The 24,822-nt window shown below is 44.3% G+C and carries 19 protein-coding genes; 7 read left to right on the top strand and 12 right to left on the bottom strand.

All coding sequences use genetic code 11. From position 1 onward, the window contains the following. Nucleotides 1-99 precede the first annotated feature (99 nt). Nucleotides 100-1,059: a thioredoxin-disulfide reductase gene (gene trxB / locus R7E51_RS03250; RefSeq protein WP_005377991.1), complete on the bottom strand. Its 960-nt coding sequence runs from the start codon at nucleotides 1,057-1,059 to the stop codon at nucleotides 100-102. A gap of 359 nt (nucleotides 1,060-1,418) precedes the next feature. Between trxB and R7E51_RS03245 the strand changes: the two genes are divergently transcribed. Beyond that, on the top strand, nucleotides 1,419-2,075 hold the full coding sequence (locus tag R7E51_RS03245) for a 2OG-Fe dioxygenase family protein (RefSeq protein ID WP_005377989.1): 657 nt from the start codon (nucleotides 1,419-1,421) through the stop codon (nucleotides 2,073-2,075). Then, a complete protein-coding gene (locus tag R7E51_RS03240) occupies nucleotides 2,059-3,294 on the top strand; it encodes a cysteine desulfurase-like protein (protein WP_206957339.1) in 1,236 nt (411 codons plus the stop codon). The genes R7E51_RS03245 and R7E51_RS03240 overlap by 17 nt, the downstream gene beginning before the upstream one ends. Nucleotides 3,295-3,384: 90 nt before the next feature. On the opposite strand, the gene R7E51_RS03235 is transcribed toward R7E51_RS03240, so the two are convergent. Continuing rightward, nucleotides 3,385-4,209 (bottom strand): DUF2797 domain-containing protein, encoded by an 825-nt coding sequence (locus R7E51_RS03235; protein ID WP_033905129.1) that lies wholly within the window; start codon nucleotides 4,207-4,209, stop codon nucleotides 3,385-3,387. Nucleotides 4,210-4,543: 334 nt separating this feature from the next. Between R7E51_RS03235 and R7E51_RS03230 the strand changes: the two genes are divergently transcribed. Then, a complete protein-coding gene (locus tag R7E51_RS03230; protein WP_206957337.1) occupies nucleotides 4,544-5,881 on the top strand; it encodes a GGDEF domain-containing protein in 1,338 nt (445 codons plus the stop codon). A gap of 142 nt (nucleotides 5,882-6,023) precedes the next feature. Here the strand turns inward: R7E51_RS03230 and R7E51_RS03225 are convergent, their stop codons facing one another. The 3 genes from R7E51_RS03225 to R7E51_RS03215 all read right to left on the bottom strand — a co-directional run bounded on the left by R7E51_RS03225 (nucleotide 6,024) and on the right by R7E51_RS03215 (nucleotide 10,191). Beyond that, a complete protein-coding gene (locus R7E51_RS03225) occupies nucleotides 6,024-7,394 on the bottom strand; it encodes an SLC13 family permease (protein WP_017634863.1) in 1,371 nt (456 codons plus the stop codon). Nucleotides 7,395-7,613: 219 nt separating this feature from the next. Then, entirely contained in the window at nucleotides 7,614-8,348 is a 735-nt protein-coding gene (locus tag R7E51_RS03220) for a SanA/YdcF family protein (RefSeq protein WP_005388862.1), read from the bottom strand. Nucleotides 8,349-8,502: 154 nt separating this feature from the next. Further along, nucleotides 8,503-10,191, bottom strand: a complete 1,689-nt coding sequence (locus tag R7E51_RS03215) for an NAD-dependent malic enzyme (protein WP_005377977.1) — start codon at nucleotides 10,189-10,191, stop codon at nucleotides 8,503-8,505. Between the two features lie 213 nt (nucleotides 10,192-10,404). Between R7E51_RS03215 and R7E51_RS03210 the strand changes: the two genes are divergently transcribed. The 3 genes from R7E51_RS03210 to R7E51_RS03200 all read left to right on the top strand — a co-directional run bounded on the left by R7E51_RS03210 (nucleotide 10,405) and on the right by R7E51_RS03200 (nucleotide 15,429). After that, entirely contained in the window at nucleotides 10,405-12,759 is a 2,355-nt protein-coding gene (locus R7E51_RS03210; RefSeq protein WP_206957406.1) for a helicase-related protein, read from the top strand. A gap of 288 nt (nucleotides 12,760-13,047) precedes the next feature. Beyond that, nucleotides 13,048-13,425, top strand: a complete 378-nt coding sequence (locus R7E51_RS03205; RefSeq protein ID WP_005377965.1) for a hypothetical protein — start codon at nucleotides 13,048-13,050, stop codon at nucleotides 13,423-13,425. Nucleotides 13,426-13,755: 330 nt separating this feature from the next. Beyond that, entirely contained in the window at nucleotides 13,756-15,429 is a 1,674-nt protein-coding gene (locus tag R7E51_RS03200; RefSeq protein WP_206957334.1) for an alkaline phosphatase D family protein, read from the top strand. 78 nt (nucleotides 15,430-15,507) lie between these two features. Here the strand turns inward: R7E51_RS03200 and R7E51_RS03195 are convergent, their stop codons facing one another. The 7 genes from R7E51_RS03195 to R7E51_RS03165 all read right to left on the bottom strand — a co-directional run bounded on the left by R7E51_RS03195 (nucleotide 15,508) and on the right by R7E51_RS03165 (nucleotide 21,494). Next, nucleotides 15,508-16,611, bottom strand: coding sequence for a phosphoribosylaminoimidazolesuccinocarboxamide synthase (locus tag R7E51_RS03195; protein ID WP_005377963.1), 1,104 nt, complete (start codon nucleotides 16,609-16,611; stop codon nucleotides 15,508-15,510). 205 nt (nucleotides 16,612-16,816) lie between these two features. After that, on the bottom strand, nucleotides 16,817-17,209 hold the full coding sequence (locus R7E51_RS03190) for a SulA-like leucine-rich domain-containing protein (protein ID WP_017820828.1): 393 nt from the start codon (nucleotides 17,207-17,209) through the stop codon (nucleotides 16,817-16,819). A gap of 412 nt (nucleotides 17,210-17,621) precedes the next feature. Further along, nucleotides 17,622-17,804, bottom strand: coding sequence for a hypothetical protein (locus R7E51_RS03185; RefSeq protein ID WP_005377960.1), 183 nt, complete (start codon nucleotides 17,802-17,804; stop codon nucleotides 17,622-17,624). 177 nt (nucleotides 17,805-17,981) lie between these two features. Further along, nucleotides 17,982-18,956 carry a J domain-containing protein gene (locus tag R7E51_RS03180; protein WP_017820827.1) on the bottom strand — a complete coding sequence of 325 codons (975 nt, stop codon included), beginning with the start codon at nucleotides 18,954-18,956 and terminating at the stop codon, nucleotides 17,982-17,984. 76 nt (nucleotides 18,957-19,032) lie between these two features. Beyond that, a complete protein-coding gene (locus R7E51_RS03175) occupies nucleotides 19,033-19,692 on the bottom strand; it encodes an OmpA family protein (RefSeq protein WP_172462919.1) in 660 nt (219 codons plus the stop codon). A 217-nt stretch (nucleotides 19,693-19,909) separates the two neighbouring features. After that, the gene (locus tag R7E51_RS03170) at nucleotides 19,910-20,605 is read right to left on the bottom strand and encodes a DUF2786 domain-containing protein (RefSeq protein ID WP_005377954.1); all 696 of its coding nucleotides are present in this window, start codon (nucleotides 20,603-20,605) and stop codon (nucleotides 19,910-19,912) included. A gap of 208 nt (nucleotides 20,606-20,813) precedes the next feature. Then, nucleotides 20,814-21,494, bottom strand: a complete 681-nt coding sequence (locus R7E51_RS03165) for a DUF3334 family protein (protein ID WP_005388843.1) — start codon at nucleotides 21,492-21,494, stop codon at nucleotides 20,814-20,816. A 262-nt stretch (nucleotides 21,495-21,756) separates the two neighbouring features. Here R7E51_RS03165 and ydiJ point away from each other — a divergent pair, with 262 nt between their 5' ends. Then, on the top strand, nucleotides 21,757-24,792 hold the full coding sequence (ydiJ, locus tag R7E51_RS03160; RefSeq protein ID WP_017634858.1) for a D-2-hydroxyglutarate dehydrogenase YdiJ: 3,036 nt from the start codon (nucleotides 21,757-21,759) through the stop codon (nucleotides 24,790-24,792). Nucleotides 24,793-24,822: the final 30 nt, after the last annotated feature.

Genomic DNA, 24,822 nt, shown 5'->3' with positions numbered 1-24,822 from the left:
AAGGCTTAATGATAATTGTTTTAATGAGGCGGTAGTATACAAAAGAAAACCCAGCGGGAATACCGCTGGGCTTTAAGGATATGACACAAATGTGAAAAGTTATTTGTCACCAAGTGAGTCTAAGAAACGTTCAGCATCTAATGCAGCCATACAACCTGTACCTGCAGAGGTGATCGCTTGACGGTAGTTGTGGTCCATTACGTCGCCAGCTGCAAATACACCTTCGATACTAGTTTGTGTTGCGTTGCCTTCAAGACCTGATTGAACGATGATGTAGCCATCTTTCATGTCTACTTGGCCTTCAAAGATTTGTGTGTTTGGCTGGTGGCCAATTGCGATGAATGCACCCATTACATCGATATCTTCTGTCGCACCGCTGTTCACGTCTTTAATGCGGACGCCCGTTACGCCCATATCGTCACCCAGTACTTCATCGAGAGTGCGATCGGTATGAAGAACGATATTACCGCTTTCAACTTTATCCATCAGACGTTTCACAAGGATCTTCTCTGCGCGGAATGAATCGCGGCGGTGGATCAGGTGAACTTCTGACGCAATGTTAGATAGGTATAGCGCTTCTTCAACAGCCGTGTTACCACCGCCCACAACTGCAACTTTCTGATTACGGTAGAAGAAACCGTCACAGGTTGCACAAGCAGAAACGCCGCGACCTTTAAATGCTTCTTCAGACTCAAGGCCAAGGTATTTTGCTGATGCGCCGGTAGATATGATTAAGGCATCACAAGTGTACTCACCTGAGTCGCCTTTTAAACGAAATGGGCGTTGTGATAGCTCTACTTCATTGATGTGATCAAATACGATTTCAGTTTCAAAACGCTCGGCGTGTTCTTTCATGCGATCCATCAATGCTGGACCTGTCAGTCCCTCAGCATCGCCTGGCCAGTTTTCAACTTCAGTTGTGGTGGTTAGCTGACCACCTTGTTGCATTCCCGTCACAAGCACAGGGTTTAAGTTTGCACGCGCTGCGTAGACGGCAGCTGTGTATCCTGCAGGACCAGAACCAAGAATTAATAATTTACAGTGTTTTACGTCGCTCATTATGGCTCCAAAAAGGGCGTAACATTTCCCTCGATTGTATGGAAATTCTTAGTGCTTTAAAAGCATAAACAACGATTGTGATCGAATAATTGGTTATAGATTAGAACCCACTAAATATTGATAGAGAACGTTGACTTCTAGCATAAAATTCTATTCGTAGTAGAGAAGTCTAGTTTCAAATATTGTCAAAGCGTAAAACTGAAACATGGCTCTGTTTTTGTGGTTTGATTTGGTTTGTTATGTTGTTTTCGTCGTTTTGTTGAAGCTATCAACGTTAAAAGCTGGTAATTGCAGAATATTTGCGTAACCTAGTGTGTAAATTAAATGTTAATTAATGTGCCTCATTAAAGGAGCAAATGATGTTACATTCACGTGAGAATACTCTACATTTAACACAGCTCAGCATGGCAGCAATTGAGCAGCTTTCCCCATCGTTTGAAGAACTGCCTCGTACCGAACATGCAGATGGTCAGTATCGACTACGACGTTATTCTGTGGTTGGTTTTGATAACGGCAAAGTCATCGACTTAAATAAAAATAGCTTTGTTCAATCCTCTGATATCAACCGATTTCAAGGTGATGTAGTAAGACAATTCGAGCCAATTGAGAAGGATATTCTTACCAGCGATGGATTTCGAGAAATGTGTGAATTGTTTGTCAATGCGAATCATCTGCCAAACGGTCAAGAAATAGAAATTCACCAAATCCGTATCAGGGCACTGGAAGAAGAAACCCAAGTAGCACCTGAAGGTGTGCACCAAGACGGTTTTGATCACATTGCAATGGTTGGTGTGGGACGCCATAACATCATCGGTGGCGACATCATGCTGTACAGCAGCCATAACCAAGCCCCATTTTTCCGTAAAGTGCTAGAAACCGGAGAGGTCGCAATCTTGGCTGATAGCAAGCTGTGGCATAACGCGTGCCCAATCCGCTCTGTTATTGATGACGAAGCGGGCCATATGGATGTATTTGTACTCACGGCTACGGATAAGCGTAATGAACTTCAATCTTAATCAGATCAGAGAGCAATTTCCGGCGTTGGCTCAATACCACAACGACAAGCCCGTGACGTTTTTTGATGGTCCAGGTGGCTCACAAGTGCCTCAATCAGTACTAGACAGCATGGTTGGGTATTTAGGTCGTTTCAACGCTAACTTAGGCGGGCATTATTTTTCTAGCCAAGTGACCGTTGACGTAATGCAAAATGCGCGTGAGTCGGCTCAGGCTCTACTTAATGCCCCTTCATCTGGCAATATTGTCTTCGGTTCCAATATGACCTCACTAACCTTTCAGCTTAGTCGCGCGATTAGTCGAGATTGGCAAGCAGGAGATGAGATCATTGTCTCCGCTTTGGATCACTATTCAAATGTATCCAGCTGGCAGCAAGCGGCAGAAGATAAAGGCGTTACGGTTCATCAAGTTCGTATCAACGAAGAAGATTGTACGCTTGATATGGAGCATTTAAGCCGCCTTCTTTCTGATAAAACGCGCCTTGTCGCTGTGACTTATGCATCGAACACGACGGGCTCTATTGTGGATGTACAGCAAGTAGTCAGCATGGCGCACAATGTTGGGGCACAAGTTTATGTGGATGCCGTCCATTATGCGCCTCATCATTTGGTTGATGTTCAAGCGTTAGGTTGTGACTTTTTAGCTTGCTCAGCTTACAAGTTTTTCGGACCACACGTTGGTATTGCTTACATAGCCGATCAGTGGCTCCACAGTATTCGCCCTTACAAAGTCGAGCCTGCCACTAATATAGGTCCAGGTCGATTTGAAACAGGAACGCAAAGTTTTGAAGGTCTTGCTGGTGTCGTTTCTGCGGTTGAGTATCTGGCTCAATTTGGTGAAGTCGGTTTACCTCTTCGCCAACGGTTGGAGCAAAGCTACCAACTGTATGAACAACATGAGCAGCGCTTGAGTGAGCGTTTCTTACAGCGTTTGAATGCATTAGATGGTGTCAATCTATTCGGTATCGCAAAGGAAGATAGCCAACTCCGCACGCCAACTTTTGCGCTAACGTTTGACCGATATTCTCCAGAGTTCATCGCGAAAACACTGGGTGAACATAACATTTGTGTATGGAATGGTCACTTTTATGCGTTGGGCTTAGTTCGTCAACTTGGTTTAGAAGAATCGGGTGGTGTAGTGCGAATTGGTTGTATGCATTACAACACAATAGAAGAAGTCGATATGTTATTCGATGTGCTAGAAAGCATCCTTGACGCATAATTAACGATTTCTTCCTGATAGAAAAACAAAAGCTCGAGTCAAACTCGAGCTTTTTTCGTTTTTATTTGAATCAACGCGTTTTACAAGCGATTACTCACTAACTTCAACTTCATAGGAAGTGAATTTTCTTACATTAATAACGCCAGTATCAAAGATGAGGTATTGACCTTTAATGCCTTGCAAAGTGCCAGTAACAACCGGGTTTTTATCGAAGTTATGCGAAATGATCTTCGTTGGGTGCTGTTGTACCGGGTAGCTAAGGTCGGTAATGCTTTCGTTTAATACTTCAATGGCATCTTCGCCGAATTGCTGTTTTATCTCGGCAATTTTCTCTTCGACTAAAGGCAATAGCTCAGCAAAACGGTCCTGCAATGCCATAGGTTCACCGTCACCTTTAAGCAGTGTGCGCCAATTGGTCTTGTCTGCGATATGTTTCGCCAGTTCAACTTCAATTAAACCGGAGATATGGCGAGTTTTTACTTTAAAAATTGGCAAGCCCTGAGTCGCGCCTTGGTCAATCCAACGAGTCGGGATTTGAGTATGACGAGTGATACCAACTTTTAAGCTGGATGTGTTGGACAGGTAGACAAAGTGATCCACCATGCAATTCTCTTCACCCCATTGTGGTTCGCGACAAGTCCCTTGATCGTAGTGGCAGGTCTCTGGCTTCATGATACACATGTCGCAGCTTGCTAGCTTTTTCATGCATACAAAACAGTGGCCTTGCGAATAACTCTTTTTCGTTTTCTTTCCACATGAGCAACAAAAAATATTGCCAGTGTGAGTCAGTGTGAGCGTTTTACCCAGAAACGGAGTTAAGTCGATCTCTTCCTCACCGACAGGAAGACGGTAGTTGACGGCACCGTCCAGAGAAGCACGCATCTTGTTTAGCGTGCCAGTTGCAATTAATGACATGACATTACTCATTATTGTGTTTTTGCACAGTATATACTGAAGTGGAGAAGAGATGCAGGGTTGACAGGAGCTTTAAAGTAAATGTCTTGCACTAAATTATTATGCATCGTGTTTTATTTTCTAAAAATTATGGCTGTGAAATGCTTCGCAAATAGAAGTTGGGCTGCACTTTTTAGAAATTTTAAAACGTGATAACGGTTCAAAATCCGTTACTATGTGTCGAAAATAAGAATTGAATGAAAAAGCGATTTTATTTCTTGATAAATTACCTTGATTTCATTTTTTGAAATTATTGAACCCCACGTATTGTATAATCTCAGCAGGTCACTTGCCCATGAAGTGGATCCATAACTTTATCTTTGCTCTTTCTATTTGCACTATCAGTTTGGTTGCCCTTTATAGTGTGCTTGGCGATACGCGAAAGCTGACCATTACACCTGAGCATTTCAATATCTATGCAACTAAAGATGCCAGTGAAGGAGGTGTGAGTGAGGCAGATATCACATACGATCGGCAAAGCCTAGTTCTTAGCTGTGAACTAAAGCAGAGCTCGTATGCTTGGCCTTATTGCGGAATCTCGGTTTATACCGATTCAGCAACGCCAACACAGGGTATTGACCTTTCCAACTACCATACGATTCGATTGAAGGTGCGATATGAAGAGGCAGGAATAGGGGCTAACCCTAGCCACGACCTACGTTTGTATCTTCGCAATTATAATTCTGAGTATTCCAAGCCGGACGACGAGTACACCATTAAATATAATGGCATGCAGTTTTCTCCATCGGGTTCGAGCGATATTGTCGAAATTCCGATTAAAAATCTTCAGGTGATGACCTGGTGGTTAGTAGATAACGGAGTCGCGATTGAACACTCCGCACCTGAATTTTCAAACATCACACGTATTGATATTGCAACTGGGTCTGGTGCGGCACTTGGTAAACATAGAATTGTGATTGATAAAATTGAGTTTGAAGGCGCTTACCTTGCGCAAGAAACATTGTTGTATGCATTATTAATCTCTTGGATGGCGCTTGGACTGGCTTTTTCTCTGCATGAGTTACGAAAAAATAGAGTGGCTTATGAAAAAGCGCAAAAGCGTCACCGTCATTTGGAAAAGGTGAATAATACTTTGCGAGCTCAAAACTATGAGTTTGCAGAGTTAGCGCATCGAGATGCTTTGACGGGCGCGATGAACCGATATGCTGTGCAACACTGGCTGGAACAACAATCTCGTCAGGTTCGCTGGGGGCATAACACCTTCAGTATTCTCTATTTGGACTTGGATAAGTTTAAAAAGGTGAACGACAAGTTTGGGCACCAAATGGGGGATGACATATTGCGCGAATTTGTCATGGTGGTAGCGACTTCTATTTACTCAGACGATCGACTCGTTCGTTGGGGCGGCGAAGAGTTTGTCGTATTTTGCCCTGATACCAATATTGAACAAGCGTTAGAGAAGGCAGAAATGATTCGCAAAAATGTGGAGGATCATTTGTGGGTGCACGGTGAATCATTAACTTGCAGTATTGGCGTTGCCCAAATGCAGAATGAACGCGTCTCAGAAACCATGGCGAGAGCTGACGAAGTGTTGTATCAGGCGAAGCGCAATGGTCGCAACCGAGTGGAAGCTCATTATGGTTTACTTGCTTGCGAAAAGAAGCAAGCCTGATAGCCGTTCACTTAAAGGAAAGAAAAAAGGTGGCCAACTGGCCACCAAGAGGGAAACTGCTGAACACCACTTAGGGGGGAAGTTTGGGTTATCGATACGATTACCGTGAGCAGCAGTGTAGTGCTAATCGAACTTGCTATTTTTACCAGAACAACCAAGCGAAAAGCGTTAGTGCAGCAATACAGGCAATGTTTAATACGAAACCAATTCGCATCATTTCTTTTTGCTTGATATGACCCGTACCGAACACAATCGCGTTTGGAGGTGTTGCAACTGGTAACATAAATGCACAAGATGCAGCGACGGCAATCAGTGCAGAAAGAATAACCGGAGACATGCCTAAGGCTTCTGCAATGGTCGCAAATACAGGGACAAGTAGTGCAGCACTGGCGGTGTTACTCGCAAACTCAGTTAAGAAGACAACAAAAGCAACCACTGCAAGAATCGTTAAGAGAATACCAGCTTGCTCAAGAAAGCCTGACAAGCTATGAGCCAAAAATACGCTTGTTCCGGTTGCTTTTAGGACGTTACTCAAACAGATACCACCACCAAATAGGATTAACACACCCCAGTCGGTTGTTTTCTCGATATCTTTCCACTCGACGGCGCGAGAAGCACCAAGTAGAAGGATGGCGCCAATAGCTACAAGAGTATCGAACTTCGCGAAGCCACCCAGCATAGCGTTAATAGGCTTACTGAATATCCACAACGTCACGGTCAGTAAGAAAATCGCCAACGTAATCATTTTGCCGTTTGTCCATTCGACTGGTTGATGGTCAAGGTCAAACTTGTGGCTAAGGTCAGGCTTAGTCATCGTGTACAATACGAGGATAGCGATTGGCATTAATACTAGGGAAATAGGTACACCAAACTTCATCCATTCAGTGAAGCTTAGGCCAACTTCAGCGGCTGCAATTGCGTTTGGTGGGCTACCAACCAGTGTTGCAATACCACCAATTGAAGCACTGTAAGCGATACCGAGTAGAACAAACAAAAAGGTGTTGTGGTTTTTCTTGGCGTCTAGCTTTGTCATCACACCCAGCACAAGCGGTAACATCATCGCGGCGGTGGCGGTGTTTGAAATCCACATTGACAGGCCAGCACTCACACCAAATAGCATGAATACAGCGACAGACATTTTTCCTCTTGCCAGCAATAGTACTTTATCTGCAATCGCTTGATCTAACTTTTGTTTATGTAGAGCCGCAGCTAGTGCAAAACCACCCAAAAATAGAAAAATGATGGAGTTGGAAAAGTTATTCAGTGCGGCTTGAGTGTTGAACACACCCAAAAATACCGCAAGTAGTGGTATGAGCAGCGCAGTAATGCTGACGTGAATCGCTTCGGTTAGCCACAGAATAGCAACAAAAACTAAGATGCTCAGGCCGGTTACTACTTGTGGTTCAAAGGGTAAGGTATTAAACAAGATAATGAACAATAGGATATTCGCGTTCAAAATCATGCTGTTGCGAGTGAAGAACCAATTCTTCAATGTCACAGCGAGTGCGGTCATGGGTAGTGCTCCTTTTGCATTGCCTTTTGTCGGTTTTTTTATGGCAAAGTAACTGACTTGTAGTTATTTATTGATGAAATGTTACTTTGAATGCGAAAAAGAGTTTTGCCTGAATCGTAGAGCAAATTAGAAAGTGTGATGTTGAGAATTGGAAATGGGTAGAAAACTACCCATTTGTTTTATAGAAATGTTACTAGGCTTGTGAGCCACGTTATTCCTCTATTCGACGGGGACTTGAAGAGGCTCGTTAGCTGCTTTATTTGGCTCTTTTACTGCAACGATAGGTTCTTGAGGGCCAAGGAACTTAGGCTGCGTATTGATAATATACAGGTCTAAAAACGCTTTCACACGGGCTAGCAGTTCTCGAACACGCATCGATGTTTTTTGCTTGTTGGCCGTCGGCCCTGCTACCGCGAGACACTGCGCATCAATGCTGTAAGCATCAGCGATGAACAGTGCGCGTTCACAGTGAAAGCGCTGAGTCACAATCAGAAATCGCTCCGAAGCAAAAATTTTTTTCGCTCGTACAATCGAATCTAAGGTACGAAAGCCAGCATAATCAAGGTGAATCACTTCTTCAGGCACGCCTGCTTTAAGTAAGTCGCGTTTCATTGTCCACGGTTCGTTGTATGAACGGTGGGCGTTATCGCCACTCAATAAAAACTGTTTTACTTTGCCTTGGTTGTAAAGCTCAATCGCCGCATTAATGCGATGAGTGTAGTAAGTGTTGAGGATCTTTCCGATGTACTTACTGGTACCAAGAACTACGGCAACCTCATGTTGAGGGATTTGCTCGTATTCAGTGAAAATGCTCTCTTTGGCTTGTAAAACCACCCATCGGTCGATGGCAATAACAGAAACAAGCAGACTAAGTGCAGAGATCGACAAAATCAAAGCAAATCGCTTCCAGGAAAATTTCAGCTTCCACTTTGATCTTATGCGAGAAAACAACAAAACGTTTTATATCCTTAACTAAAAATGTAGTTCTCATCATATCTGATAGAAACAAAAAGAGAGAAGCCCATTTATGCCAAAATCTGGTTAGGATGATAAAAAAATAAAAGCCCCTACATGGTAGGGGCTAATTATTAAACGAATTGTCTCAAGCTTAGAACGCAGTGCGTTTGTAGCGGCGGTAAACAGGTTGCCAGAACGACTGTTCAATTGCCACGTTCAATGCTTCATCAGTAATTTCTAATGCGACACCTTGTTCAATTGCCTTTTTACCAACGGCAAATGCGATTTTTTTCGACACTAAGTGGATCTCTTCCAGTGGTGGAAGTAGTGCACCACGACCATTGATTGCTAGAGGAGAACATGTTGCTAGCGCGCGACTTGATTCCATTAGCATCTCGTCAGTGACACGTTTTGCATTGACAGCAAGTACACCAAGGCCAATGCCTGGGAAGATGTAGCTGTTGTTACATTGTGCAATAGGGTAAGTGCGACCTTCATGAACCACTGGCTCAAATGGGCTACCTGTTGCAACCAGTGCTTCACCATTTGTCCAACGAATGATGTCGTTCGGTGTCGCTTCCACGCGGCTTGTTGGGTTCGACAGAGGGAAGACAATCGGACGCTTACAGTGTTTATGCATTTCTTCGATGACTTCTTGGCTAAATAGGCCAGGCGCACCAGAAACACCAATTAGTACCGTTGGCTTGGCGTTACGCATAACATCGAGTAGTGAGAAGCCATTTCCTTCATTTTCCCACTCTTTCGTATTGGTATGCTTTTGCACCAAGCGTTGTTGGAAATCAAGAAGGTTAGGCATGCCTTCTTGTAACAGACCCCAACGGTCAACCATGTAAACTTGTGAGCGAGCTTGCTCGTCAGAAATTCCTTCCGATACCATTTGTGCGATGATCGCTTCTGCGATACCACAACCAGCAGACCCTGCGCCTAGGAAGGTAATACGTTGTTTAGAAAGCTGAGTTCCTGCTGCTTTACAGGCGGCAAGTAGAGAGCCAACAGTAACAGCTGCAGTACCCTGAATATCATCATTGAAGCAACACACGCGGTCTTTGTAACGCTCTAGAAGAGGCATCGCATTTTTCTGAGCAAAGTCTTCGAACTGGATCAAAGCATCAGGCCAACGGCGCTGTACCGCTTGGATAAACTCTTCTACAAATGCATCGTATTCTGCACCCGTAATACGAGGATGACGCCAACCCATGTACATCGGATCAGCTAAGCGTTGCGGGTTATTGGTACCCACATCAAGCACGATTGGTAGCGTGTAAGCAGGGCTGATACCACCACACGCGGTATATAGTGACAGTTTACCGATAGGAATACCCATGCCGCCGATACCTTGGTCACCCAAGCCAAGGATACGTTCGCCATCTGTCACAACAATCACTTTAACGTTGTGGTTTGCTGCGTTGTTCAGCAAGTCGTCAATACGGTCACGGTTTGGGTATGAAATGAACAGACCACGACCACGACGGTAAATGTTAGAGAAGTTTTCACATGCTGCGCCAACAGTCGGTGTGTAGATGATAGGCATCATCTCAGAAATGTGATTTTGCACTAGGCGGTAATACAATGTTTCGTTGGTGTCTTGGATATTACGCAGATAAATGTGCTTATCCATATCGCTTTCGAAACTTTTGTATTGCTGGTAGGCACGTTCCACCTGCTCTTGGATAGTTTCGGTCGACTCTGGAAGCAGACCTTCTAAGTTGAATGAACTACGTTCTTCAGCAGAGAATGCACTGCCTTTGTTCAAAAGAGGGGTTGCTAAAAGAGCCGGACCCGCATATGGAATATATAGTGGGCGTTTATCGTTGTTCATTGGGTGCCTTATGTAGGGTTGAAGGATGCGCACCAAATTTTAACGGGTTCACTATTTAGTTGTAAACATGCGTTGATGCACATCAATGTAATGTCGCAAAAAAATTCAGATACCGACGAAAATATCGGCAATATTGGTTGTTTAGAGATACCTAAAGCAGGATTTTTTTACTTGGGTATAATGTTTTGCATCATCAAATCAAATCCAATTTCTATGTTTCAACTACCTATCGACAGCCTGAAAGCCGAGTTTGACCATCATGTAAGCCTTAACCATCTTGTGGTGGAAGCCGAAACCGGGTCGGGTAAATCTACCCGCTTGCCCATGTGGGCGGCAAAACACGGACGCGTTCTGGTTATTGAACCACGTCGAATTGCTTGTACCTCGCTGGCTGAATTTCTTGCGGAGCAATCTGGAGAGCCAATAGGTCGCAAAGTCGGTTACGCGATCAAGCTTCATGCCTACTTTGATGAAAAAACCGAAGTTGTATTTGTGACTCCGGGGGTTGCACTGCGTTGGTTTTCGGAAAACAAGCTAGCAGACTTTGATGTCGTGATAGTGGACGAATTTCACGAGCGACGCTGGGATATTGATCTATTAACCGCCATTTTGAAGCAAGAAAATCAACATCGATTGATCGTCACTTCCGCTACCTTAGAAGGCGAAAAGCTTGCTCGTTACCTGAATGCTAAGCGCCTGAGTTCGGAGGGACGTTGCTTTCCAGTCACGGTGACACATCGTTCTACAGACAGCCGCTATTTACCGAACAAAAAGGGATGTGAACAGGAGGTTGTCGGAGCGGTAAAAGAAGCACTGGAAGATGAAGATGGCGATATTCTTGTTTTTCTCCCAGGACGTAAAGAGATCGCCCAATGCGCGCAGATGCTACAAAGCAGCAGTGTTGTCATGGTGGTTAAACTTCATGCCTCGGTCAGTGATGAAGAACGACATCGTGCGCTGACGGTACAAAAGCAACGGAAAGTCGTATTGGCAACCAACGTCGCGGAAACCTCTCTGACCATTCCTAATATCCGTGTGGTAATCGATAGTGGTTTAGAGCGCAGAACTGTACAACGAAATGGACGTACAGCACTGACATTAACCAACATTTCTAAGGCCAGTGCCGCGCAGCGAATGGGGCGAGCAGGTCGCGTTACCGAAGGGGCTTGTATTCGTCTATATGGTGAGCACGCGCCTTTAGAGTTGGTGACACCTCCAGAATTACACAGAGAAGAGCTCGTCGAGCCCATGCTGGCAGCGGCTTGTTGTGGGTACCGTCTCTCAACACTCGATTTTCTCGACTCAATTCCCCCAAAGTCGCTAGAGGCATCTCATTCGACATTGTTATCTATGCAAGCGATTGATGAGGATGGCAATGTCACGCAGCACGGGAGAAAAGTATATCCACTACCTATTGATGCACTGTTTGCCGATCTCGTTACCAGAATTCAAGCGAAGCCAGAGAAGGAAGCAATGATTGATTTGGCTGCCGCCTTATCTGTGCCTGCGCAGCTCTATCAGCGACAAAGTGGTGAAGTCGCTGAGCTTCTATCTCAAGATGAGCCATACGGATGTGATGCCTCTTTACTGATCCGTTTGGTTCGGGGGGAGCAACTCTCAGGCATTATCATTGATGCTAGCGCGCTCGAAGAGGCACAAGGTTTAGCGAAACAAATGCGAGAAGTGTTTGAATTGCCGGAACTTGACGTTGCCTCTCGATATAAACGTGAAGCGCTCTTTTTCTCCATCGCCTCATTGCACCCTGAGCTTGTGTTTGTCCGACGAGCTCGTCGAAGGGATGCTCTAGGAAATGGCGTAGTCGAGATGCTGGTTGGGCGTAACAGCCGCTTTCCTGATAAAGAAGAAGCGGCCATCGTGCTAGATAGCCATAGCGTGCCAGGACGAGGCGTTAAGCAAACACTGAACCTCGCATCGGTTATGATGCCTATCCCGCTGACATTATTACGCGAACTTGAATTTGGGGAGTGGCAACAAGGTGAGACGAATTATGAAGAGGAGACCCCAAGAGCAACAATGCACCTGGTCTACGCCGGGCGAACAATCTGTACTGAACATCAAGCGTTAAAAGGTGATGTTGCTGTTCAGTCTATTGTCGAAATGATAGAAGACGAGACACTGTTACCAGGTTTTGCTTCTCAAAGAAAACAGCAAATCCAACACTGGAAACTCTACAACGCATTGGGCCTTAATGCCGAAGGAGAAGAGGTTAACGACTTGGCCTCCTTGACATTTTCTAGCTGGTTAAAGGATCAGTTGGAAACATTAGGCGTTGAAAACATCGATGATATGGCGTTGTTTGAACCAGAAGACTTAACATTTAACGGTGTTCCAGAATGGGAATACGACGATTTCACGGAGCAGTACCCTTTAGAACTTTCGCTGCCAGAACTCCAACTAGATGTCGAGTATTACGCGTCTCGCAAGCTGGTACAGGTCGTTTATCGAGAGGGAAACCGTAAGGGGGACCCGAAGCGTTGGGAGCTGCCACGTTGGGCTGGTTGGAAGATACAGTATAAAAAGGCCAGTCGAGTGATTGATGTAAAGTAGGTCGGCGGATGACGTTGTGACAAGAATTGATATTTTCTTGGTGAATCTATAATGATTTCATATTGATAGCGTTACTTGCGTGTTGTTTTTAGTTTCTTAATTGAAATATTAATCAATTGAATGCTTATATATGGCGAAGCTGTACATCAGTTGTTACAAAGCTGGTTTTAATATTTCCTTTTGTATGTAAATTAGGGCATAAAAGACGAATGTTTTATATCCCATTGCTATATCAAAACAGTTGAACGATATTTGGTATATCTCATTTTCGAGTGTCGGGGGCATAGAATGGATCAACAAGGAAAGACGTGCATTGAATTCGACTACACTAGCTTTTTAGGAGCGACAGGTAGTAAAAAATGGACCTTTTTAGAGGCATTTGCCACCATCGCGCCTATTTTCGGTTTGATGTGGAAACAGAACATTGCGGAATTGAGCAAGCCTGAAGATCGGTTGTGGGATGCCGCATTAAAATCGATGTCTTCTCGTAAAAGTGATGAATCCAATTTGGTCCGCTTAACCCAGCTAGCTAAACATGAAGGGATCAATGAATTGCGAGTCGTTATGCCATATTCGCTCGATGTTCAGCAAATCGAGTACATAGAATCTCGCAGTCAGTTGAAGGTGGATACGTCAGAACAAGATGTCCTTAACATCAAGTTTTAGGCTGAGCATTTCCACTTCATCGATGTACCACTTAACAATAGTGCAATGAAAAGCGACCTCAAAGTAGGTCGCTTTTTTATTTTGAGGTTTTTGTCACAGGTCTTAGGAAGTGTGATGAATATAGAGTATTTGCACTTAAATTAACAAAAATGTAACGTTTGGAAATGCAATTGTCATAACTAGCTTCTAACTTTGTGTTTTTAGGACAAATTATCGACTAAGTGGTTGGTACTGTAAGTTCGAATTAACGTCCCTTATTGGCATACAAGGATGATCGAGTCACCACGTCATTTGGGCATAAAAACAAACACAATAAGAAAGGAAGTCAATATGTCTTTGTCTCGTCGAGACTTTATGAAAGCTGCCTCTTCAACGGCGATTGTTACCGGGCTGGTGGGCTGTGGTAGCGATGCTAGTGAATCTGTTGCGGTTACCTTTGAGCACGGAGTGGCGAGTGGAGATCCTACTCAAACACAAGTAATCATTTGGACTCGTGTTACAACCTCAGCGAGCTACGCAGATGTAAGCTGGCAAGTTTCATCTAACGAAAATTTTACTGATATCGTACAAAGTGGCACTTTTGCCACGGACACGAGCCGAGATTTCACGGTAAAAGTCGATGTTCAAAATCTCAACGCAAATTCTCGTTACTACTATCGATTCATGGTTGGAGATGTCACTAGCGAAGTCGGGCAAACTCAAACATTACCAGAGGATGGTGTAGAAAAGGCATCCATGGCGGTTGTTTCTTGTGCAAACTATCCTGCTGGCTATTTCCATGTGTACCGAGAGATTTTAAATCAACATGAGCAAGACCCGTTTGATGTGGTGCTTCATCTCGGTGATTACATATATGAGTATGGTGCTGGTGGCTACGCTAATGAAGATGCTGAGGCACTAGGGCGAGAGCCAAGCAAAGGCACTGAATGCATTACCTTAGATGATTACCGAAAACGGTATGCGCAATATCGCCAAGATGCTGATCTGCAAGCGTTACATGCGAGCCTACCAATGATTGCTGTCTGGGATGACCATGAGCTTGCAAATGATACTTGGAAAAATGGTGCGGAAAACCATCAAGAAGAGGAAGGCAGCTTTAATGATCGTCGTGCAGCTGCGGCTGCCGCGTGGACAGAATGGTTGCCCGTTCGTGAAAACACTTTCTCAAACATGCTGATTTACCGTCAGTTTTCGTTTGGAAGTTTAGTCAATTTGATGATGCTCGACACGCGACTTGTGGGGCGTGATAAACCGTTGGATTATTTCTCGCTCAGCTCACCAACGATGGAAGCTATTGGCTGTTTAGTTGCTCAGTCGCGCAGTCAAGACCGAGAGCTGTTAGGCGCTGACCAACTCGCTTGGCTGATGGATGCGTTCAGTACGCACGACGCAACTTGGAATGTGCTAGGGCAACAAGTGTTAATGTCTCGTATGGAGTTGCCAAGTTCGGTTATGACCGCGATGTTTCAATTGTTTACTGTCACTGAAGAACAAAAAACAGAGGCGTTATTAGCGGTAAACTCTGCGATTACGGGTTATCTCTCTGACCCAAGTTTAGATACCATTGCTTTGCCATATAACCTAGATGCATGGGATGGTTACTACGTTGAGCGAGAGAAAGTTTATCAACTGGCCAAAGCCAGCAGTGGTAACTTTGTCTGCTTGGCAGGAGATACGCACAACGCATGGGCAAGTGAGCTTAAAGACATATCTAAGCATCCTATCGGGGTAGAGTTTGCGACTAGCTCTGTGAGTTCCCCTGGGTTAGAGGCCTACCTCGCGTTAGACCCTGTCGCGATCGCTCAAATGGAATACACGCTGCCGCACTTAGTGTCAGAATTACAGTGGGCAGACATCAAACAGCGTGGCTTTATGCGCGTTACTTTTACGCCCGACAAGGCAGAGTCGACCTGGTATTTTGTATCAACGATTAAAGACAAAACATATCAGGTGACGACCAAGTCAGCCTCTACAACAGATGGCACTACGTTAAATATCGGCTAAGGTGAGCCTAATACGAAAAAAGTCCGCAGGCTAGTGCGGACTTTTTATTGGAAAGCGTTTAGCAATCTAGCGACAGTGCTAGTCAATCAATCCGTATTCTTTGCTCAGAACCTCGATGATTTCCGCTTTCGGATTCTCACTCAAATGAATCGGCTTGCCTGTAATCTTCTCGGCAATACCAATGTAAGTGCTCGAAATCGCCATCAAAGATTCGACGGGTAAAGCATTATCACGAGCGAGAGCTTCGCGCTCAGGCATACGTTCTTTGTTTAGCAAGATATCTGGGTCAGGGAAGTGGTTAAGTAGGAACTGGCGGAAACCTTCTTTTGAGTTCTCTACGATGTGACCTGCTTGGTACTCTTTAGCATCCCATATACGAGACGAGTCTGGTGTACCCACTTCATCCATGTAAATCAGCTTTTCATTGCCAGCAGCATCATGAACATAACCAAATTCGAATTTGGTATCGACAAAGATTTGGTCGATTTCTTCTAACGCTTGGCTGATAACGTTAAAGCCTTCTTTCAGCAATTTTTCGTAGAGTGCGATATCGTCAGCGCTTGAGAAGTTAAATGCTTCGTAGTTGTCTACGATGTTTTGACGAGTAATATTTACGTCATCCGCTTCTGGCACACCGGGAATGCCTTTTAGAATGCCTTTTGTGGATGGGGTCATTAGCAACTCTGGCAGTGCTTTGTCTTTTCCTAACCCTTCAGGAAGTTGGATTCCACAAAACTCGCGCTCGCCATTTGCGTAAGCGCGCCACATCGAACCCGTGATGTATTTGCGGCAGATGGCTTCGATTTTTACCGGTTTGGCTTTTTGTACAATCCAAACAAAAGGGTGAGGAATGTCTAGAATATGGCTATCTGCTAAGCCATTTTCTTTGAACAGTTTGAACCAGTGATTAGAAATCGCATTAAGCGCAGCCCCTTTACCCGGGACACCATTAAGACCACCTTCAGCATGCCAAATACAATCGAATGCAGAGATTCGGTCGCTAATCACCATGATAGCCAAAGGCGCATCTGGAGCGACATTGTATCCTTTTTCTTTGATCAGTCGGGCGCTGTCTTCTTCAGTTAACCAGTAAACTGAACGAACTTTTCCACTATGAACGGGTTTATGGGTGCGAATTGGCAGGTCGTCATTGACGGCAAGTACTTGATTAGCAAGGCTCATTGCGACATTCCTATCATCTTAATCAAACGTCAGAAAGAGAAGATATTCAGCAAAATGTGGGCGCTGAATAAATCGAATGTGGGCATCATACCAGAACTATTTTAACTCGCCAGAGAAAAAAGCAAACGTTTGCCTGTTTTCTTTAATACAAAAAAATGCCCCCTTAAAAAGGAGGCGAGATGCAGGATAGATAACGTCGAACTTATTAGTGGTACTTATTAACTCTGCCTTCGACGAAAAAGACTTCACACTGATAGCGCTGCGCCACGTCGCGCAACATAGATTGATTCATAAGTGCAATTTTATTGGATGCGACAACAGCACTGGCATTACCTGATCGGATGGCTTTTATCACGATCTCGACTTCTGAAAGCTGTTGAGAGGGCTTCATTTGAATAACGTTTTTACAGCAAATATTAGAAGCAGTGAGTTGTTCAAAGTCTGGACGAGGGCAGTCTGCTGTAAACAAAATCCATTGTTTCTGCTGCGATAAAACAGCCAGCTTAGATAGAAGCTGATCCGAAACGGCCATGGGCTTAGTTGCTTGTGCCAATACGTTGTAGCGAGAGTATGTATGAGATTGACTTTGTAACTGCATCTTACTGTTCCTTTATACATGCTGTATGTGTATACAGTAGTTTGTTTTGGCGACCTGATCAACAAGTTTCTCAAAAGTTATTTGCGGTTTTTTGAGAAGGAAATAAAAGGATTTTACTTTAAGTAATTGAATTCATTTGTTTATTTTTCATTTCTGATATGTCTAACATCAATTTAAAAATGTGAGGTGAGTAGAAAGTTGGACGAGAGACATACAGGGGTTTACTACTGTATATACAGGTGTTTTTCACGGACAGTGGTTTGTATACAGTGGAAGAGGGCTGATAACCGATGCGACATGCTATGTAGGATAGGAGGGAATACGAGATAGAGATTGGAAATAGGCTTGGGCGATCAAAAAAGCGCCTTATAAAAGGCGCTTTTGAAAATCAGTTCCATTGATTCCGTCTTGCTTAGCTCGCTCGTTGCAAACGTTCACGCATTTGCAATTCGCCTTGGTTAAATAGGCGCACGTCGATTTTCGCCATATCGTAACAAGCTTTACATGAGTAGTGGTGCTTGCCATCTAAATAATCGTGACGAGTTACAAGACTAGGTTTTTTACACCAATCACAGGTGCCTTCTTCAGTGAACATTGATTTTCTCCCCACCTAGATTAATTTGAGTCGTTAGGTGTTATTTTGCGCCGGGCATTATGGCATAAAAGCGCGACTTAAGTTAAATGTCTGTTAATTTCTTTGAGAGGGAGATCGATTGCGGTGCTTGATTATATGGGAATAAAAGCATGGCAGCCAAAGTATCCTGACCTATTTTTACTGTTTTGTAACATTTTGTGAGACGAGCTTAAAGGCATGATTGAGTCGCTTCATTTCTTCTTCACTGCCCCTTGTGTCAGGATGATAAAGCTTTGATAACTGTCTATAGCGTAGCTTGATTGCCTGTAAATCAGGGATGGTTTGTGGTGTGTAGCCAAGCATGGCGCATGCGACGCTTAGCTTATGGTTTTCTGCCTGAGTTTTGGATTTCTTAAACTCTCTGAATACTTTCTCTAACTGACGCTTCAGTTGCTTGTTCGTAAACTCTAGCTCTTTTATTTTTTTCGCCATTCGTTGATTTTGGCTTTCCTCTTTGGCTTCACGCGCTTTTCTATTCTGCTTGAGTTTCTTGATTACGAGAAAACTTAAGCCGCTGATGATGAGTATCGCCGCTAGCCAGATCAGCCATAAAAACGGCGAGTGTTCTACTTTGGGGTTTGCAACTGTGCTTTTCTCTTCCTGTGCTTGCTCAGCCTTTTTATCGAGCGACTTTATTTGCGAGACTTGTTTAGCTCGCAGTTGGTTGAAGCGCTGCTCTAACAGTTGATTATAAGCTTGTTCTGCTGCTGGATTATGCTGAGAAGCCATTTGATACAAGGCTTCAGTCAATTGAGAAGTTGTGACCTTATCTGGATTGCGCTGAATAAAATCGGCGAGAAGAAAGCCACGATCGGTTGGGTCATTGAGTGCGATAGAGGTTAGCCAATATAACGCTTGTGTTTCATTTTTTTCGCCATTTATCCCTTTAGCAAAGTCGTTCGCGAGCTGTTTTTGTGCAGGGAGGTAACCTTGGTTGGCGGATTGCTCTAGCCAGTAGCGCGTTTCTGGTGAGGCTTCAGCTTCGTTTGATGCCAATAATTGTTGTGCGTACTCGTATTGTTCGACGGGGTCATTTGGAGCTTGAGAGGCAAGTGAGTAGCCAGAAAAACTGAGGCTAAATAAGCAGAGTAGGGCAGACGTTTTGACAGACATTAATATGTCAGGCCTAACGATAATGGTTAGGCCTGCTCCGGTAATTTTTTATTATTACCGTTATGGTGCAACCAAATTACTTCAGTGGCAAGATCTGGATTTCAACACGACGGTTGCACGCACGACCTTCAGAAGTTTGGTTTGAGCAAATTGGGTTACGTTCGCCGTAGCCGCGTGCAATTGCACGACCAGGTGCAACGTTTTGAGATACTAGGAATTGACGTACGGACTCTGCACGGCGCTCTGACAACTTTTGGTTGTATGACTCACTACCTGTGCTATCCGTGTAACCGTCAATAACGAGACTGGTATCTGGGTACTCAACTAGGATGCGAGCAACACCGCGTAGAGTATTATGGATACTAGCATCAAGCTGGTAAGAGCTTGAAGAGAAGCCGATACCGTTTTCCATACGCAGTAAAAGCTGATTTTCACCAACACGCTGAACTTGTACGCCAGAGTTTAGCAAAGCGCGACGTAATTCCGCTTCTTGTTGGTCAAAGTAGTAACCAACGCCAGCGCCAGTCGCTCCGCCTGCGGCTGCACCAATGAGTGCATGCTGACGACGTTCTTTAGCATCATCACCCGTTGCTAGGCCGATTGCTGCGCCAGCGATCGCACCAATAAGCGCGCCTTGCGTGGTGGAGTTAGTTTCGTATTCACCCGTTGTTGCATTTTGGCGTTGAGTGGCTTGACAGCCAGTAAGAGCTAGCACTAGAGCTAGTGCAATAGGCATCTTTTTCAAGGGAAAATCTCCGTATAAAACTGAGGCGAAACCATGCCTCATAATGGGATGCGAATTATGAATAAACAAGCATTGATATTTGTTATGAGAAAGTAAGATTGATAAGAGTTTCTGTAAGAAAATTCCTATCAATACTGCTAAAGCTCTCAAAGTAAGCCCCATCGACATCGAAGTCATTGCTGCTTATGTGAATCCTTTACTATTCTGGCTATTTCGATGAATCGCCCAACATTTTGCGTGCTTGTTCGCCGCCCACTCCACGGTTAACTGAAACCTTTCTACCTTTCTTTAAGCCCACTTCGTAGTCTTCAGTTAGGTTTTTCATCGCTTCTTTCAATTGCTTCTTGAACGTTTCGCGGTCAATGTTTTGGAATTCTTTATCAATATAGTCATTAATTTTATTGGCCGACTCTTCATCTGGAGAAATAATTGGCAATTTTTCAATCGCGCCTTCCACCCAGCCAGATACAAATGAGTTCACACGGCGAGTCACTTCCTGAGAAGAGGTGCCGGTGCCAGCAAAGCTGTTTCGGAATTGTCCGGTACTTTCGTTCATCTCGCGATAAACAATATCGAAAGCAAATGCAGCAAAAATAGCGCGATCTGCTTCACCGATAAATTCGACACGTTTGAGCCCTTTGTGATTCAACAATACTGCTTCGACACCGAATTTTGTGTTAATGCCGCGAATCACTCGCAATATGGTAGAACTGATGTTCGCTGGTAGCAGATGAGAAGATTGTGTTTTTCCCATTCTGATGAACTCAATATCGTCTTTATCGAGACCATATTTAAGCATGAGGCGATGTGCCATTTTGATAGCATTGGCAGCCTCATTAACATTAGCGGAATTGCCCAGTTCTAAGCACTTGGCGATTTTTTTCAGAGCTTTTTGTTTATCCATCGACAACCAGTAACGAAAGCAGAAAATTTATGAAGTCAGACATATTACCTTTTTTGACATAAAAACGAAATACAAGGTGGGACTGAAGATAATTTCTGCACATAAAAAGAAGCCTCGCATTAAGCGAGGCTGGCGTTTTAGTTCGTCGTAATCAGTATGAAGCCGTACTTGTGTCTAAGAAGCCATTCTTCATTAAGATTCGTTAGAATTACAACCCGAGCTGGTTGAGCAAGTCATCGGCATCATCGTTTGATCCCGACGATTTAGATTCTTTCTCAGCCAACTGTTTACGTGTTGCCTCTAAAATGTCGTCTGGGTTTTCGTCTTCAGCAACTTCAAACTCTTCCAGTTGGATGAACTCAGTTTTATCCATTGCTAGTTCGAGATAGAAAATATTGTTGTTTTCGGTGGAGAACGTCACTCTGCGCGCTTGAGGGCGGTCAAGGTTGGTATCAACTTGTAAGATAACTTGCTTATTCAGCGCCAGCATTTTTGGTTGGTTTTGTGTGATGTTCGTTTGCAGGTCTTTACGAATTTTATTAGTGAAGTCTCCGACCAGTTGATTCATGAGTTCACCCAGAACATCGCCTACCTCGTCAGAAGTATGAGATATTGCCAGTTCTTCTTCTGGCATGCCCATATTACGCATGTAGTTGGTGTAGATCTCCAGTGCGGCTTTTGCCGTAAAATTAATCACAACTAGCCCGGTAAATCCGCCATCAAACAGAACAAAACAGCCAAAATCTGGTTTGAGGCTAGTCTTGTGGATTTTTTGCACCATTGCTGAATAATTTACTTGAGAAGATGTCGCCGAAGTAAGTACGCCAGAAACAGACTGGCAAAGTTTGAGAAGGATATCTTCAGTGGTCACAATTTTATTTTTTTTCATTCTGAAAACTCATCTAGAAACGCGATTCGTTCCCCAATGTAAGGCATCAAGCGTGAAAAAATAAAGCATAAGTTTAATTATTGTATCGAGATTCTGATTTGCTCGTCTTTTTAAATGTTGTAAAGTGACGAAATTCAAAGAATATTACTTCACTAACTCTTTTGTGGTGTTTTTTTCGCTTAGCGCCAATTTGTATGAGAAGTGAGCAAATAATTACACAACCCGCAGCTGATCGGATCAGCGTCGTAGGGGCAGGAAGCAAATGTTACCAAGATTACACTCGCAAACTGATGTCGATCCTCTTGTTCTTAGTTTTCTGAAAGAGCTTGAGCACGCCGGATTCACTGGTGATATCGAAAGCCAATATTCAAGCCGACTAGCGGTTGCCACTGACAACAGTGTTTACCAGCAACTTCCTCAGTCTGTCGTTCATCCCAAAACGACAGAAGATGTTTCTCTCCTCGGGAAACTGAGCAATAAAGAAAAGTACGAACGAATTACCTTTTCACCTCGTGGTGGCGGCACAGGGACCAATGGTCAGTCGCTAACCAAAGGTATTGTGGTGGATATGTCTCGCCACATGAACAAAGTGCTTGAGATTAATGAGAAAGAAGGCTGGGTTCGTGTACAAACTGGTGTAGTGAAAGACCAGTTAAATGACGCAGTTCGCCCTTATGGCTACTTCTTCTCTCCAGACTTATCTACCAGTAACCGTGCAACGATTGGAGGCATGGTCAACACCGATGCTTCTGGTCAAGGTTCTCTGAAATACGGAAAAACATCCGATCATGTTTTGTCGCTACAAGCGGTGTTTGCTGATGGTTCAATTTTAGAGTCGGACTTGTCTCATGGTTACCCAAAAGAAGGCGAGTTTGCTGCCAAGGCGCTACGTGTAACGGAATCCGTATGTCGTGAAAAACGCCAGCAGATCGTAGATAAGTTTCCTCCTCTTAACCGATTTTTAACGGGCTACGATTTAAAAAATGCCTTGAATGAAGACGGTGACCGTTTCGATATCACACGAGTACTGTGCGGCGCTGAAGGTTCATTGGCATTCATTACCGAAGCGAAGCTTAACCTGACGCCAATTCCGAAAGCGCGTACTTTGGTTAACGTTAAATACAACAGCTTTGATTCTGCACTGCGTAATGCACCGTTTATGGTAGAAGCGAAGGCGCTGTCTGTAGAAACCGTTGACTCAAAAGTGCTTAATCTCGCGAAGCAAGATATCGTTTGGCACACCGTGAGCGATTTACTTACCGATGTTCCAAATAAAGAGATGCTTGGCATCAATATGGTGGAATACGCAGGTCAGGACGAAGAGGAAGTTGCTGCTCAGGTTGCAGCATTGACCGCCAAGCTCGATACCATGTTGGAAACAGAAGAAGCGGGCATTATCGGCTACCAAGTTTGTAACGATGTAGCGAGCATTGGGCGTATTTACAACATGCGTAAAAAAGCGGTGGGTTTGTTAGGCGCAGCAAAAGGTCGTGCTAAACCGGTCGCATTCGCTGAAGATACCTGTGTGCCACCAGAAAACCTGGCGGACTTTATTGTAGAGTTTCGAGAACTGTTAGACAGCAAGTCTCTGAATTACGGCATGTTTGGTCACGTCGATGCTGGGGTGCTTCACGTACGTCCTGCGTTGGATTTGTGTGACCCGCACCAAGAAGCATTGATGCACGAAGTGTCTGATGAAGTGGTCAAGCTGGTGGCGAAATACGGCGGTTTGATGTGGGGTGAACACGGCAAAGGTTTCCGTTCAGAATATGGCCCTGAGTTTTTCGGCGACGAGTTGTTTACTGAACTGAGACGTGTGAAAGCGGCATTCGATCCACACAACAAAATGAACCCGGGCAAAATCTGTACACCGCTGGATAGTGATGCAGAGCTTGTCAAAGTTACCGATACCAAACGTGGTTACTATGACCGTCAGATTGACGTTCAAGTACGTGACAGCTTTAAACAAGCGATGGAATGTAACGGTAACGGTTTGTGTTTTAACTACGATACTAGCTCGCCAATGTGTCCATCGATGAAAGTAACAGCCGATCGTCGTCATTCACCGAAAGGTCGTGCGGGTTTGGTTCGCGAGTGGTTGCGTCAGCTCACTGAACAAGGCATTGATATCCTTGACTTAGAAAAGCAAACGCTAGAAAACAGAACATCAATCAAAACCATGATTGACCGTGTACGTCATTCTATCAATCGTCGTCACGAATACGATTTCTCCCACGAAGTGTATGAAGCGATGAATGGTTGTTTGGCGTGTAAAGCATGTGCGAGCCAGTGTCCGATTAAAGTCGATGTTCCGAGTTTTCGCTCACGCTTTTTAAACATCTATCACTCTCGTTATCAACGTCCTGCAAAAGACTATCTGGTTGCGAACATTGAGACTATGCTGCCGATGATGGCGAAAGCGCCAGGTGTCGTAAATGGTGTTTTGAAGCAGTCGTGGGTGAAAAGTTTAACGGCATCTACGGTCGGGTATGTCGATGCGCCGTTGTTATCAGTACCCACCTTGAAACAACGAGTAGAGTCGCTGACAACGCCTTATGATCTGCAAGCGCTCAGTGGTTTGTCTTCGTCTGAAAAGAGCAAGCATGTTTTAATTGTTCAAGACCCATTCACTAGCTACTACGACGCTGATGTCGTTGAAGACTTCGTTAAGTTATTGAAAAAACTGGGTATGAATCCGGTGCTTCTGCCGTTTAAGCCGAATGGTAAAGCACAACACATTAAAGGGTTTTTACGTCAGTTTAAGGACACAGCAGCCGACACAGCGAAGTTCTTGGCGATGGTAGCGGATTTGGATATCCCATTAGTTGGCGTCGATCCTGCTTTGGTGCTGTGTTATCGAGATGAATACGCTGAAGTGCTTGGCAGTAAGCGAGGTAATTTCGATGTACTAACAGCCCACGAATGGCTTTACCCAAGACTAGAAGCGTTTGAAAGCGGAGAGCATAAGGCGCAGGAACCTTGGTATCTGTTTGCGCACTGTACTGAAAAAACCAAAATGCCAAATGCGGAAAAAGAGTGGGGCGCTATTTTTGCTCACTTTGGTGCAGTTTTGAATACGGTACCTGTTGGTTGTTGTGGTATGGCGGGTACGTTTGGTCATGAGGTTGATAAGTTGTCGATGTCGAAAGATATTTACAATTTAAGCTGGAAGCCAAGCTTAGATAAGTTGGATAACGAGAGATGTTTGATTACAGGCTATTCTTGCCGCAGCCAAGTTAAACGCTTTGAAGGAACGAAGCCCAAGCATCCCGTTCAGGCATTGTTAACTTTGTTGTAATCGGACTAAATCAAGCCCAGTTTTACTGGG

Origin of the sequence: Vibrio sp. Vb1166, assembly GCF_033338695.1 — a bacterium.
GTDB lineage: Bacteria > Pseudomonadota > Gammaproteobacteria > Enterobacterales > Vibrionaceae > Vibrio > Vibrio alginolyticus.
This window is presented reverse-complemented; position numbering and strand designations above follow the sequence as displayed.